This window comes from Georgenia alba (genome assembly GCF_042665525.1).
Classification (GTDB): domain Bacteria; phylum Actinomycetota; class Actinomycetes; order Actinomycetales; family Actinomycetaceae; genus Allobogoriella; species Allobogoriella alba.
Window position 1 is genome coordinate 1,017,012 of sequence record NZ_JBHTCQ010000001.1, and the last position, 13,388, is coordinate 1,030,399.

The 13,388-nt window shown below is 73.9% G+C and carries 12 protein-coding genes; 9 read left to right on the forward strand and 3 right to left on the reverse strand.

Annotated elements, in window-relative coordinates; translation table 11 throughout:
- The first annotated feature begins 102 nt into the window (after positions 1 to 102).
- Genes ssd through ACFQQL_RS04845 form a run of 4 tightly spaced genes read left to right on the forward strand, consistent with a single transcriptional unit; the run spans position 103 to position 3,639 of the window.
- Positions 103 to 1,149: a septum site-determining protein Ssd gene (gene ssd, locus ACFQQL_RS04830; RefSeq protein ID WP_382391797.1), complete on the forward strand. Its 1,047-nt coding sequence runs from the start codon at positions 103 to 105 to the stop codon at positions 1,147 to 1,149.
- Entirely contained in the window at positions 1,146 to 2,336 is a 1,191-nt protein-coding gene (locus tag ACFQQL_RS04835; protein ID WP_382391799.1) for a TadA family conjugal transfer-associated ATPase, read from the forward strand. Before ssd ends, ACFQQL_RS04835 begins: the two co-directional genes overlap by 4 nt.
- Positions 2,333 to 3,076: a type II secretion system F family protein gene (locus tag ACFQQL_RS04840; protein ID WP_382391801.1), complete on the forward strand. Its 744-nt coding sequence runs from the start codon at positions 2,333 to 2,335 to the stop codon at positions 3,074 to 3,076. Before ACFQQL_RS04835 ends, ACFQQL_RS04840 begins: the two co-directional genes overlap by 4 nt.
- Positions 3,073 to 3,639: a secretion system protein gene (locus ACFQQL_RS04845; RefSeq protein ID WP_382391803.1), complete on the forward strand. Its 567-nt coding sequence runs from the start codon at positions 3,073 to 3,075 to the stop codon at positions 3,637 to 3,639. The genes ACFQQL_RS04840 and ACFQQL_RS04845 overlap by 4 nt, the downstream gene beginning before the upstream one ends.
- On the opposite strand, the gene ACFQQL_RS04850 is transcribed toward ACFQQL_RS04845, so the two are convergent.
- On the reverse strand, positions 3,564 to 4,169 hold the full coding sequence (locus ACFQQL_RS04850; RefSeq protein ID WP_382391805.1) for an NUDIX hydrolase: 606 nt from the start codon (positions 4,167 to 4,169) through the stop codon (positions 3,564 to 3,566). The genes ACFQQL_RS04845 and ACFQQL_RS04850 overlap by 76 nt on opposite strands.
- 197 nt (positions 4,170 to 4,366) lie before the next feature.
- On the opposite strand from ACFQQL_RS04850, the gene ACFQQL_RS04855 reads away from it, so the two are divergent.
- The 3 genes from ACFQQL_RS04855 to ACFQQL_RS04865 all read left to right on the forward strand — a co-directional run bounded on the left by ACFQQL_RS04855 (position 4,367) and on the right by ACFQQL_RS04865 (position 5,458).
- The gene (locus ACFQQL_RS04855) at positions 4,367 to 4,585 is read left to right on the forward strand and encodes a DUF4244 domain-containing protein (protein WP_382391807.1); all 219 of its coding nucleotides are present in this window, start codon (positions 4,367 to 4,369) and stop codon (positions 4,583 to 4,585) included.
- A gap of 112 nt (positions 4,586 to 4,697) precedes the next feature.
- Positions 4,698 to 5,057: a TadE family type IV pilus minor pilin gene (locus ACFQQL_RS04860; protein WP_382391809.1), complete on the forward strand. Its 360-nt coding sequence runs from the start codon at positions 4,698 to 4,700 to the stop codon at positions 5,055 to 5,057.
- The gene (locus ACFQQL_RS04865) at positions 5,054 to 5,458 is read left to right on the forward strand and encodes an Rv3654c family TadE-like protein (protein WP_382391811.1); all 405 of its coding nucleotides are present in this window, start codon (positions 5,054 to 5,056) and stop codon (positions 5,456 to 5,458) included. Before ACFQQL_RS04860 ends, ACFQQL_RS04865 begins: the two co-directional genes overlap by 4 nt.
- 7 nt (positions 5,459 to 5,465) lie before the next feature.
- Here the strand turns inward: ACFQQL_RS04865 and ACFQQL_RS04870 are convergent, their stop codons facing one another.
- Positions 5,466 to 7,919 (reverse strand): DEAD/DEAH box helicase, encoded by a 2,454-nt coding sequence (locus tag ACFQQL_RS04870; RefSeq protein WP_382391813.1) that lies wholly within the window; start codon positions 7,917 to 7,919, stop codon positions 5,466 to 5,468.
- A gap of 93 nt (positions 7,920 to 8,012) precedes the next feature.
- On the opposite strand from ACFQQL_RS04870, the gene ACFQQL_RS04875 reads away from it, so the two are divergent.
- The gene (locus ACFQQL_RS04875; protein WP_382391815.1) at positions 8,013 to 10,325 is read left to right on the forward strand and encodes a sodium-translocating pyrophosphatase; all 2,313 of its coding nucleotides are present in this window, start codon (positions 8,013 to 8,015) and stop codon (positions 10,323 to 10,325) included.
- A 75-nt stretch (positions 10,326 to 10,400) separates the two neighbouring features.
- Here ACFQQL_RS04875 and ACFQQL_RS04880 read toward each other — a convergent pair whose 3' ends face one another.
- Entirely contained in the window at positions 10,401 to 12,260 is a 1,860-nt protein-coding gene (locus ACFQQL_RS04880) for a BCCT family transporter (RefSeq protein WP_382391817.1), read from the reverse strand.
- 260 nt (positions 12,261 to 12,520) lie between these two features.
- Here ACFQQL_RS04880 and ACFQQL_RS04885 point away from each other — a divergent pair, with 260 nt between their 5' ends.
- The gene (locus ACFQQL_RS04885) at positions 12,521 to 13,375 is read left to right on the forward strand and encodes an SDR family oxidoreductase (RefSeq protein WP_382391819.1); all 855 of its coding nucleotides are present in this window, start codon (positions 12,521 to 12,523) and stop codon (positions 13,373 to 13,375) included.
- Positions 13,376 to 13,388 lie beyond the last annotated feature (13 nt).

Sequence of the window (13,388 nt, forward strand, 5' to 3'; positions counted from 1 at the left end):
CACGCCGCGTCGTCCACAGGCCGTGCCGGAGGCCCGGCCGAGTCGTGGGCGGCCGCTGCATGGTGGGCGACGAGTGAGTCGCCCGCACGAGAGGAGACGACGGTGACGACAGGAACGAGCTCCGCGATGCTGCTCGAGGACCCCGCGGCCGCGTCGCCGCACGACGGCGTGGTGCCCGTCGTCCTGCACGGTGACGACCCGGAGCTCGTCAACCGCGTCCGGAGGCTGGCCGACCTGGCGGGGCTGGAGCTGGACGTCGTCCCGGGCGACCGTCGTGTCCCGCCGGCCGCGGTCGTGCTGGAGGAGACCACGGCCGGCTCGCTCGACGTGTTCGTGGACCCGTCCCGTGCCGCCGCCGCGGAGACCGCGATCCCGTCCGCGGTGCGTCTCCCGGCAGACGAGGCCCGCCTGCTGGACGTGCTCGTCACCGCGGCGACGCCGCACCGAGCCCGGACGGTCGGCGTGCTGGCCGCCCACGGCGGCGCGGGCGCCTCCGCGCTCGCGGCCGTGCTCGCGCGGGCGTGCGTCACCGCCGGCTCCGCGACCGCCCTGGTGGACCTCGACCCTGCGGGCGGCGGCCTCGACGTGCTGCTCGGCCTCGAGTTCGACCCGGGGCGCCGCTGGGCCGACATCCGCGAGGAGCGGGGGGCTCTCGTCTCGGAACGGCTGGCGCTCGCGCTGCCCACCTGGCACCTGGTCCGCGTGCTGTCCGGCGACCGCCGCGGTGGCGCCGACGTCGAAGACCTCGTGGTGCGCTCGGCCGTCCGGGCCCTCGGTCAGGGGCACGACGTCGTGGTCCTCGACCTGCCGCGCCAGGTCCTGGCGCCCGGCGCGGCGCGCGACCTGTGGCTGGACCGGTGCGACGACGTCGTCCTGCTCTGCTGCGGCGGGGTGCGGGCCGGTGCCGCGGCGATGGCTGCCGCACCGCTGCAGGCGGCCGGCTGCGCAGTCCACCTCGTCGTGCGGGCTCCCGCCGCGGAGGCCGAGGAGGTCGCCGCCTCGGCGGGGCTGCCGCTGGCGGCGGTGATGCGCACGGAGCGCAAGCTCGCCTCCGACGTCGAGCACGGCCTGCGGCCGGGCGACCGGCGACGCGGAGCCCTCATGGCGACCGCTCGAGAGCTTGTCCGCGCGCTGGGTCTGCGGTCGTGACGGAGGGAGCGGACGCCGTCGCCCAGGTGCGCCGCGAGCTCGTACGGGGCAGGCCGCTGACCGGAGCCCTCACGGAGGTCGACCGGCTGGGTGCGGCCGGGCTCCTCGGCCTGGAGAGCGCCGTCCGGGCCGAGATGCGCGGTGCCGGGCCGCTGCAGTCCCTGCTGGACGACCCGGCTGTCACCGACGTGCTGGTCAACGGTGGTGCCGGTGTCTGGGTGGACCGTGGCGGCGGGTTGGTGCCGGTGGAGACGGGCATCGACCTCGGTCCCACCGCCGTTCGCCGGCTCGCGACCCGGCTGGCCGCGGCGTGCGGCCAGCGGCTGGACGACGCGAGCCCGGTGGTCGACGGCACGCTGTCCGACGGCACACGGCTGCATGCCGTCCTGCCGCCCCTCTCGGCGAACGGGACCCTGATCTCGCTGCGCACCCACCGGCCGCAGGCCCTCACCCTGGAGGACCTCGCCGTCCGGGGCACCGTTCCCGCTGCGCTCGTCCCGGTGCTGCACGCCCTCGTGGAGGCGCGCGCCAACGTCCTCGTCTCGGGAGCGACCGGTGCGGGCAAGACGACGTTGCTGGCCGCGCTCCTGTCTCTCGTGCCCGAGGACGAGCGCATCGTCTGCATCGAGGAGTCGGCCGAGCTGCGGCCGGACCACCCGCACGTGGTGCACCTCCAGGTGCGGCGCGCCAACGTCCAGCAGGTCGGCGAGGTGCCGCTCGCCGAGCTCGTCCGTGCCGCCATGCGGATGCGGCCGGATCGCATCGTGCTCGGTGAGTGCCGTGGCGCGGAGGTTCGGGACGTGCTCGCCGCGCTGAACACCGGGCACGAGGGCGGCTGGGCGACCGTGCACGCCAACGCCGTGGTCGACGTCCCGGCCAGGCTCGTCGCGCTCGGGTCGCTGGCCGGACTCGCGGAGGAGACGACGACGGCGCAGGCAGTCGCGGCGGTCGACGCCGTGATCCACCTCCGTCGCGACCGGAGCGGGGTCCGACGGCTCGCGGAGATCGGCGTGCTCGGCCGAGAGGGGACGACCATGCGGTGCGACCCGGCCCTCGAGGTCCGAGACGGCGAGGTCCTGACGCGGCCCGGCTGGGACGGGCTTGCGCTGCGACTCGGGCTGTCACGTCCGGGCACCGGCCGCCGGGCGGGTGGTGCCGTCCGCGGCCGCCACGCCGCGGCGCCATGACCGCGCTCGCGGCCGGCGCGCTGCTTGCCGCCGCGCTGGCACTGCTGGTGGCACCCGGTCGTCCGCTCCCACGCCCGCGCCGCCCGATGCCGGTTCCGCGCCGCCGGCGCAGGCGCCGCTCCCGGGCGAGAGACCTCGACCTCGGGTCGCTCGTCATGGAGGTCGCCACCAGGCTCCGGGCGGGCGCGCCGGTGGAGCAGGCCTGGGGCGAGTCGTTCGACCGGGCCGGCCTGCCGGCGGGCGACGACTCGGAGGACGGGGTACCGCCCCAGCTGCTCGCGCTCGCCCGCCGACCGCTCCGGACGGGCCGGGCGGGACGGCGCCGGCACGTCACCGTGAGCCCGACCACGGCCGGCGCGCTGCCGGGCACCCTCGCGGCCTGCCGACTCACCCGCGAGCTGGGCGCCCCGTTGGCCGACGTCCTGCAGCGCTGCGCCGACGGGCTGACGGAGGCGGGACAGGCGCAGGCAGCACGATCCATCGCGCTCGCGGGCCCGCGGGCCACGGCGAGACTGCTGGGCTGGCTGCCGGCGCTCGGTCTCGTGCTCGGGCTCGCGGTGGGAGCCGACCCGTTCGGCGTGCTCCTGGGCGGAGGTGCGGGCACCGCGTGCCTCGTGCTCGGCATCGCGCTCGTGCTCGCCGGGCGGCGGTGGGTGGCCGCACTGCAGCGCGCCGCCGTCGGCGGCGGCACCGAGCGGGGGAGGCGGTTCAGTCGGGCCCGGTCACGGGGGCGGCCATGACGGGGTCCGGGTTCCTGCTGGTGCTGCTGGCCGGGCTGGCCTGCCTGCCGTGGGCGGTGCGCCGCAGGTGCGCACGGCCGTCGGCCCCGTCCCGCCGCCCACGACGGGTGCCGGCGACCGAGGTCGACGTCGCCGTGCTGCTCGATCTCGCGGACGCCGCGCTCGCCGCCGGGGCGTCGGTGCCGGGCACCCTCACCGCGCTCGGCCGGGCGGTCGACGGACCCGGGACGACGTCGGCCACCGGCGATGCGCTCGTCCAGGCGGGCCGGGCCCTCCTGCTCGGCGCCGACTGGTCGGAGGCCTGGTCGGAGGCCCCCGAGACCCTCGGCCGGCTCCGTGACGCCCTCGAGCCCGCGTGGGTCGACGGCGCCGCGCCCGGGCCGTTGCTCCGGCAGGCGGCCGGGGCGGTCCGTGCGGACCGGTCCCGGCAGGCCCAGGAGGCGGCGGCCCGCCTCGGGGTCCGGCTCGTCCTGCCGCTCGGCCTGTGCTACCTCCCGGCGTTCGTGCTCCTCGGGGTCGTGCCCGTGGTCCTGGGCGCGGGCTGGCTCGTGCTCGGGCAGTGACCGCGTGCGGCGGCGAGCCGGACGACGTCGCCGTGCGCGGAGACGTTCTCGCCGATGGCCGCCACGGCCTCGGCCGGGGGTAGCGCGCGCACGTCCACGACGCGCTCGCCGTCCGGTGGGTTGGTCGGTGCCGACACAACCTCGGCGGGGCCGACGGCGAACGACCAGTACGACGTGGGGTGCGGCAGATGTGGCCGGTAGGGCGACGGGCGCTCGCTCACGGCGCGGAGCGCCAGGAGATGTGTCAGCTCGCCGCGGAGCTCGGCACCGGCCTCCTCGCGGAGCTCTCGGCGGGCAAGGTCGGCCAGGGACTCGTCGGGCTCACGCGTCCCGCCCGGGAGGAACACGTCACCGTCCTCGCCCACGCACACGAGCACGTGCCCGCGGTCGGTGACGGCGACGAGGTGCAGCTTCGCGACCAGGCCGTCGGGTGGCACATCGAAGGTCCCGAGTACCCGGCAGCCTGCGAACTCCAGGTACCGCTCGGTGAAGAGGGTCGGGAACTCGCCGCTCGACGGCTCGCTGCGCATGGCATGCACCCTGCCACCTGGGCGGCCGGACGCCGTCCCGTGCACAGCTGCGCGTGACGCGGACGGCCCGTCCACACACGCGACGGTCACGCCCGCACGGCGTCGCCCGGACGGCGCAGGCTCGCTCCCGTGACCGGTGTCCCGCCGGTCAGCATCCAGTCCTCGGTGACCCCGAGGGCGTCGAGGAAGGAGACACGATGACAGTTAGACGTCGGGCCGGGCGGGTGCGGGCGGCCCTCACCCGCCGGGTCCGATCCTTGCGTGCCACGGCCGACGGCGGCATGGCGACGGCGGAGTACGCCCTCGTCATGGTCGCTGCGGCCGCCCTGGCCGGGATCCTGCTCCTCATCATCAGGAGCGACTTCGTCAGGGGGCTGCTCGAGGCCATCTTCCGGCGGGCGCTCGGGATCGATTGAGCCGATGAGCCGGACGGCACGACCGTCGGCGGGCGGGGGTGCGGCTCCCCGCCCGCCGACGGGCCAGGATCACGAGCAGGTGCGTCGCCGCGGGAGCACGATGCCGTCCCGCGTGCCTCGCCGGGAAGACCCTGAGCGCGGCTCCGCGACCGCTGAGACCGCGCTCGTCCTGCCGGCTGTCGTCATGCTGCTCGTGGTGCTGCTGGTGGCGGCGTCCGCGGCCGTGACGCAGGTCAGGGTCGCCGACGCGGCTCGGGCGGGCGCCCGGTCGGCGGCGCTGGGCGAGACGTCCCAGGTGGTGCACGACCTCACGCAGGAGCTCGCCGGCGAGGACGCCGCGGTCCGCATCGGGCGCGACGGCGCCTACGTCGTCGTCGAGGTGACGCGCCGCATCCCGGGTCCACTCGGCCTGGCAGACCTGCAGGCCAGTGCGAGCGCACGGGCGCTGCCCGAGCCGGGGGAGGGGCCGTGACGCGCGGCCGCACCAGGAAGGCCGGCGGCGGGACGATGGACGACGATCCTCAGCGCGGGTCCGGCACGGTCCTCGGCCTCGCGCTCATCGCCCTGCTGCTCACCGCGACCCTCGTCGTCGTCGGGCTCGCCCGCGCGGTCCACGCCCGAGGGGTAGCGCAGACTGCGGCCGACCTCGGCGCGCTCGCCGGCGCGACCGCCTTGCACGCGGGCGGCGCCGCCGAGCCGTGCGCGGTGGCCCGTGAGGTGGTGAGCACCAACGACGCGGAGCTGGTGACCTGTCGCGTGGCGGGCGAGGACGTCGAGGTCGGCGCGAGCGTCGCCGTCGTGGCCGAGGGGTGGCCGGTCGAGGGACGGGAGCTGCACGCCCGTGCGGAGGCCCGCGCCGGACCGGATCGGTGAATGGGCCTCAGTCGGGCCCGGGCCCGTTCGGTGCGCAGCGCAGCAGCAGCGACAGCAGCCGCACCGCACCCTCCTTGTGCAGCGGTGAGTTGCCGTTGCCGCACTTCGGTGACTGCACACACGCGGGGCACCCGTCGGCGCAGCCGCACGAGACGATCGCGTCGCTGGTCGCGCGCACCCATTCGAGCGCCGCCCGGTACCCGCGTTCGGCGAACCCGGCGCCGCCCGGGTAGCCGTCGTGGACGAACACGGTCGGCTGACCGGTCTGCGGGTGCAGCGCCGTCGACAGGCCGCCGATGTCCCAGCGGTCACAGGTCGCCAGCAGCGGCAGCAGCCCGATCGAGGCGTGCTCCGCCGCATGCAGCGCACCGGGAAGCGTGTCCCGGCCCACCCCTGCGGCCTCGCACGCGGACTCCGGAAGGGTCCACCACACGGACGTCGTCGGCAGCACCCGCTCCGGCATGTCCAGCGGGTAGGAGCCGACGATCTCCAGCCCCGGCAGGCGCCGCCGGTCGTAGCCCGTCACGCGGCTGGTGACCTCGACGTCACCGAACCGCCACACCACCGTCGTGCCGTCGCGGTCCGCCCACTCCGAGGTCTGCCGGACCGAGAGCACCCGGACCGAGGACGTCGAGCGCGCCTTGGTCCGGTAGCTCACGTCGCTCTCGGCACGCACCAGCGCGACGTCGTCCTCGAGCGCGTCCACCACGAACGTCCGGCCCTGATGCAGGTACACGGCACCCGGGTGGACCGTGGAGTCCGCGCGGGCGCCGTCGACCGTGCCCAGCACGGTGCCCGTGGCCGCCTCCACGATCTGCACCGGCGGCTCGCCCCCGCCCCGCAGGTCTGTCAGGTCCTGCGGTCGCTCCGGGCGGGCGATGTCCCAGAACCACCCCGTCGGGCGTCGGCGCAGCAGTCCACGCCGCTCCAGCTCCTCGAGCAGCTCGGTGCCGCCCAGGCCGAACAGCGGCAGGTCGCCGTCGGTCAGCGGAAGCTCCGCCGCCGCGGCGCACAGGTGCGGGGCGAGCACGTACGGGTTGGCGGGGTCGAACGTCGTCGCCTCGACGCCGAAGACCGTCTCAGGGTGGTGCACGACGAACGCGTCGAGCGGGTCCTCGCTCGCCACCAGCACCGCGACGCCGTCCGCCCCGGCGCGACCGGCCCGGCCGGCCTGCTGCCACATCGACACCCTGGTCCCCGGCCAGCCGGCCATCACGACGGCGTCCAGCCCCGAGACGTCCACACCGAGCTCGAGCGCGTTGGTGGTCGCCAGCGCGAGCAGGTCACCGGTGCGCAGCGCCTGCTCCAGCTCGCGCCGTTCCTCGGGCAGGTAGCCGCCGCGGTACGCCGCGACGCGGGCCGGCAGGTCTGGGTCGACCTCCCGCACCCGCGCACGGGTCTGCTCGGCCACCACCTCCGCCCCGTACCGGGACCGCACGAAGGCCAGCGACCGGGCGCCGGCGGCCGTGAGGTCCGCCAGCAGCTCGGCGGTCTCGGTCGTCGCGCTGCGTCGCGGGCCGGAGGACAGTGGCTCGTCCTGACCGTCGGACGCCGGCAGGTCGACCCCTTCGCCGGGCCAACCCCCGACGATCGCGGGCTGCCACAGCGCGAGCGTGCGCCGCCCGGCCGGTGCCGAGTCCTCGGTGACGGAGACGATCTCCTCCTCCGGCGCCCCGATCAGCCGCGCGGCGGTGAGGCTCGGCTCCGCCGTCGTCGCGGAGGCGGCGACGACGGTCGGGTCACCACCCATCGAACGGGCGAGCCGCAGCAGGCGCCGCACGACCAGCGCGACGTGCGCCCCGAGCACGCCGCGGTAGGCGTGGCACTCGTCGAGCACCACGTAGCGCAGACCCGAGAGCAGCCGTTGCCAGCGCCGGTGGCCCGGCAGCAGCGAGTAGTGCAGGAAGTCCGGGTTGGACAGCACCACGTCCGCGTGGTCACGCGCCCAGTCACGCTCGGTCAGCGGGGTGTCACCGTCGCACGTCGTGACGCGGACGTCACGGATCTGCGCCGCGCTCAGCAGCCGCTCGAGCCCGGCGAGCTGGTCGGCGGCGAGCGCCTTCGTGGGGGAGAGGTAGAGCACCGTCGGCCGCCGGCCGTAGGACGCGATGCTGCCGGTCCGGGGACGCGCTTCGCGCGGACCGCCCCGGACGGCGGAGAGCGCCGGCAGCCAGGCCGCGAGCGACTTGCCCGACCCGGTCCCGGTCGCGAGCACCGTGTGCCTCCCGGCGTGGACGGCGTCGGCCGCAGCGACCTGGTGCACCCACGGTGCGCCCACGCCCAGCGCGCGGTAGCCGGCGACGAGATCGGGGTCGGCCCACGCGGGCCACTCTGCGGTACGTCCCTCGCGAGCGGAGATCACCTCGAGGTGGACAAGTCGTCCGTCACGCGAGCCGACCCGCTGCAGCAGCTCGACGAGGTCTGAAGAAGGCACCGTCCCAGTCTGGCCCGCCGTGTCCATGTTGCGGACATCGAATGTCCAGCAGGTACGCTCGGCCGGAATCAACACCACAGCGTCGCTGTCGTCGCTGAGGGCAGATGCCGAGGAGGGCGGATGCTGGAACTGGGTACCACGAGCCTGACGATCGTCGGGGTCATCGCCGGGGTCGCGATCGTTGCGCTGGTGATCGCCGTGCTGCTGCGGCGTCAGGTGCTCGCGGCCGACACGGGGTCTCCCCGGATGCAGGAGATCGCCGGCGCGATCGAGGAGGGCGCCCAGGCGTATCTGCGGCGGCAGTTCCGGACGCTCGGCATCTTCGCCGTGGTCGTCTTCGCGCTGCTCTTCCTCCTGCCCGCCGACATGAGCGTCAAGATCGGTCGAGCGATCGCGTTCCTGTTCGGCGCCGGGTTCTCCGCCGCGATCGGGTACCTCGGCATGTCCCTGGCCGTGCGCGCGAACGTCCGCGTCGCAGCCGTCGCCTCAGTCCCCGGGGGCCGGTCGATCGGTGCAGGGATCGCCTTCCGCACCGGCGGCGTGGTCGGCATGAGCGTCGTCGGCCTGGGCCTGCTCGGAGCGGCCGGGGTGGTCCTCGTCTACCGCGGGGACGCTCCCGCCGTGCTCGAGGGCTTCGGCTTCGGCGCGGCGCTGCTCGCGATGTTCATGCGGGTCGGCGGCGGCATCTTCACCAAGGCGGCCGACGTCGGTGCCGACCTCGTCGGCAAGGTCGAGCAGGGCATCCCCGAGGACGACCCGCGCAACGCCGCCACCATCGCGGACAACGTCGGCGACAACGTCGGCGACTGCGCCGGCATGGCCGCCGACCTGTTCGAGTCCTACGCGGTGGTGCTCGTCGCGTCCCTCATCCTCGGCACCGCCGCCATGGGCGAGCAGGGACTGGTGCTGCCGCTCATCGTCACCGCGGTCGGCGCCGTCGTCGCCGCCCTCGGCGTCGTCATCACCCGGGTCCGCGGCAGCGAGTCCGGCCTGACCGCCATCAACCGGGGCTTCTACATCTCCGCCGTCGTCGGCGTGGTCCTCGCCGCCATCGCGACCCTCGCCTACCTGCCCTCCAGCTTCGGCGAGATCCAGGGCGTCAGCGAGGAGCTGGCGGACCACACGGGTAACCCGCAGCTGATCGTCATCGCCGCGGTCGTCGTCGGCATCGTGCTCGCGGGCGTCATCCTGTGGCTCACCGGCTACTTCACCGGCACGACCTCGAAGCCCACCAAGCACGTCGCCGCCACCTCGCGCACCGGTGCCGCCACCGTGGTGCTCTCCGGCATCGGCGTCGGGTTCTCCTCCGCGGTCTACACCGCCGGCATCATCGCCGCGGCGATCTGCGCGGTCTTCCTCATCGCCGGCGGCAGCGTCTGGCTGGCGCTCTTCCTCGTCGCGCTCGCCGGCTGCGGCCTGCTCACGACGGTCGGCATCATCGTCGCGATGGACACGTTCGGGCCCATCAGCGACAACGCACAGGGCGTCGCCGAGATGTCCGGCGAGGTGGACGAGGAGGGTGCCCAGGTCCTCACCGACCTCGACGCCGTCGGCAACACCACCAAGGCCATCACGAAGGGCATCGCGATCGCGACGGCGGTGCTCGCCGCCACCGCGCTGTTCGGCTCCTACGCCGATGCCGTCACTCATGCGCTGGCTGAGATCAGCGACGCCGGTCAGGCCATGGCCGGCGGCGTGGTCGGCGCGATGGTGACCTACGAGATCATCTCGCCGATCACGCTCGTCGGCGTCATCCTCGGCGGCGCCACCGTCTTCCTGTTCTCCGGGCTGGCGATCGACGCGGTCACCCGGGCGGCGGGTGCCATCGTCTTCGAGGTGCGCCGACAGTTCCGCGAGATGCCCGGGATCATGACCGGGCAGGACCGGCCGGACTACGCACGCGTGGTGGACATCTGCACCAAGGACTCCCTGCGCGAGCTGGCCACGCCCGGTCTCCTGGCCGCGTTCGCCCCGATCGCCGTCGGGTTCGGACTCGGCGTCGGACCGCTGGCCGGCTTCCTCGCCGGGACGATCGGCGCGGGCGTGCTCATGGCCGTGTTCCTCGCCAACTCCGGCGGCGCCTGGGACAACGCGAAGAAGATCGTCGAGGACGGCCACTACGGCGGGAAGGGCTCCGAGGCCCACGCCGCGACGGTCATCGGCGACACGGTCGGTGACCCGTTCAAGGACACGGCCGGTCCGGCGATCAACCCGCTCATCAAGGTCATGAACCTGGTGTCGCTGCTCATCGCCCCGGCCGTCGTCCAGCTGAGCGTCCCCGCCGACACCAACCACGCCGTGCGCATCTCGATCGCGGTCGTGGCGGCTGCGATCGCGCTCGGTGCCGTGTTCGTCTCGCGGCGTCGCACCGGCACGGTCGACACCGCCGACGACGGCGCGAGCACCGACGTGCCGCAGCCCGTGGAGTCCTGAGGGCACTGCCCGTACGAGTTCGCCCGATCGGTCGGTCGACCGATCGGGCGAACTCGTTGGTGAGGACGGGCCCCGCTACCGCTTCCGGCGGAAGCGGGACGTCCTCGTCGTGGGGCTGGTCGAGGCCCCGTCCGAGCCGCTCGTCCCGCCGTTGCCGCTGACCTCGGCGTAGGCCTTCTCGAAGCGCTCGTCGAAGTGCTCGTCGAAGTGCTCCGGCACCTGCGTCGAGACCTCTTCCTCGATGTGGCTGGTCAGCTGCGAGGAGACCCGGCGGGCGAGCTCCTCCCGCCGCTGCCGCCGCTCGGCCTCCACCAGGACCTGGTGCTCCTCGCTCAGCGCCTTGTAGACCGAGGCACACATGCCGATCATGACGACCGCGACGGGGATCGAGGTGAGGATCGCCGCGTCACGCAGCATCTCCAGCCCGCCGGCGACGAGCAGGGCGATCGCCACGGCTCCCTCGAGGAGCGCCCAGAGCACGCGGCTCCACTTCGGCGGGTCGACGTCACCGCCCGAGGACAGCATGTCGACGACGAGCGAGCCGGAGTCGGAGGAGGTGATGAAGAAGATCGCCACCAGCAGCGTCGCGACCACGGCGAGCACCCACGCCACGGGGGTCGGCGAGAACCCGTCGATGTAGTTGTACAGCACGTTCTCCGGCTGGACGTCCGGACCGCCGAGCTCGGGGTTGTAGAGCCCGCCGACGCCGTCCTCCCAGGCTCGGCGGATGGCGCCCGCCCCCATGACGGTGAACCAGACGAAGGTCAGGGCAGTCGGGACCAGCAGCACGCCGCCGATGAACTCACGGACGGTCCGGCCACGGGAGATGCGTGCGATGAAGACGCCGACGAAGGGCGCCCACGAGATCCACCAGCCCCAGTAGAAGACCGTCCACCAGCGCTGCCAGACCTGACCGGCCTCACCGGTGTACGCGGAGGTGTTGAACGTCAGCCCGACGACGTTCTGCATGTAGCTGCCGAGGGACTGCACGAGGTCGCGCAGGAGGTACATCGTGGGTCCGAGCAGCAGCAGGGCGATGAGGAACACGCCCGCCATGCCCAGGTTGATGTTCGAGAGCCACTTGATGCCCTTGGAGACGCCACTCACCACGGAGGTCAGGGCGCACAGCGTGATGACGCAGATGACGACGATGAGCACGGTGTTCGAGACGGAGCCGTTCTCGTTGATCTGGCTCTCGGGGACCAGGCCGAGGTAGTTCAGGCCGGCGGAGATCTGCTGCACGCCCAGACCCAGCGAGGTGGCGACACCGAAGAGCGTGCCGACCACGGCGATGACGTCGATGACGTCGCCGATCCAACCCTTGACCCGGTCGCCGAGCAGCGGCTCGAGCGCCCAGCGGATGGAGATGGGCCGCCCCTTGCGGTGGATCGCGTATGCGACGGCGAGACCCACCACGGCGTAGATCGCCCACGCGTGGAAGCCCCAGTGGAGGAAGACCTGGTTCATCGCCGCCTCGGCCCGCTCGGCCGCCGGCGCGCCGGCCGACAGACCCGGCTTGGGGCTGGCGAAGTAGGTGAGCGGCTCGGCCGCCCCCCAGAACACCAGGCCGATCCCCATGCCGGCCGCGAAGAGCATCGCGAACCAGGCGACCAGGGAGAACTCGGGCTCGTCCTCGTCCTTGCCGAGCTTGATGTCGCCGAACCGGCTCAGGCCCATGACGAGCGAGAAGACGATGAAGCCGGCGACGGCGATGACGAACCACGGTCCGAGAGCCGGCACGACTCCGTTCATCATCAGGCTCTCGAGGCCTGCGCTGGCCTGGGACGGCCAGACGAAGGCCACCACGACCCCGCCGAGGAGGATGGCGAGCGCCGGGATGAAGATGCGTGGCGCCGCGATCAGCTTCTTTCGCTCGGGTGGTCGCGGTGTCGGCGGGTCCGCCGTCGTGGCGGAACTTCTCGGTGTGTCACTCATGGCACTCCTCGGGCTCGGTCTGCATCTCACCGGCCCGCCACGAGCCAGACACGTCGCCAGGTCCGTCGGGCGCGTGTCTGCCTGGTGCCGGGCCGCAGGTGTCGCGGAAAACGGTCCCCGACGTTAGCGGCTTACCCGTCCATCGTGCACCCATCGCCGCTCATCGGGCAGAGGTGCGGCCGCGTGGCGGCGCCCCGTCACTGCCGCAAGATGAAGCCGCTCCGGGTGCGCCGGCGCTCTCCCCGGGTCACGATGGGGCGATGAGCGACCTCACATCGATCCCGCCCCAGAGCCAGGACTGGCCGGGTACCACGGCCGACCTGCAGCCGGCCCCGGACCACGGTGAGACGTCCTACACCGGCCGCGACCGGCTGGTCGGCAAGCGCGCCCTCATCACCGGTGGCGACTCCGGCATCGGCCGGGCCGTCGCCATCGCCTTCGCGAAGGAGGGGGCCGACGTCGCGATCGCGTACCTGCCAGAGGAGCAGCAGGACGCCGAGGAGACGCAGAGGCAGGTGGAGGCGGCCGGGCGCCGGTGCGTCCTGTGTCCCACGGACCAGCGGACCGAGCAGGCCAACGTCGAGCTCGTCTCCAGCGCCGTGCACGAGCTCGGCGGGCTGGACGTCCTGGTCAACAATGCCGGCTTCCAGATGACCCACAGCGACCTGGAGGACTTCCCGGGCGAGCAGGTGGAGCGGACCTTCGCCACCAACGTGTACGCCACGTTCTGGCTGACGAAGGCGGCCGCGCCGCACCTGCAGAGCGGCTCGGCCGTCATCAACACCACCTCGATCCAGGCGTTCCAGCCGTCGGAGCCGCTGCTGGACTACGCCGCGACCAAGGCGGCGCTGAACAACCTCACGGTCAACCTGGCCGCCCAGCTGGGCCCGCGTGGCATCCGGGTCAACGCGGTCGCGCCCGGTCCGATCTGGACCCCGCTGATCCCCTCCACGTTCCCCGGCGAGCGCGTGGAGGGTTTCGGCTCGGACACGCCGCTCGGACGGGCGGGCGAGCCCATCGAGGTGGCCACGGCCTTCGTCTACCTGGCGAGCGACGAGGCCAGCTACGTCTCCGGCACCGTCCTGGGGGTCACCGGCGGGAAGCCCGTCTTCTGACGACGCCGGGAGG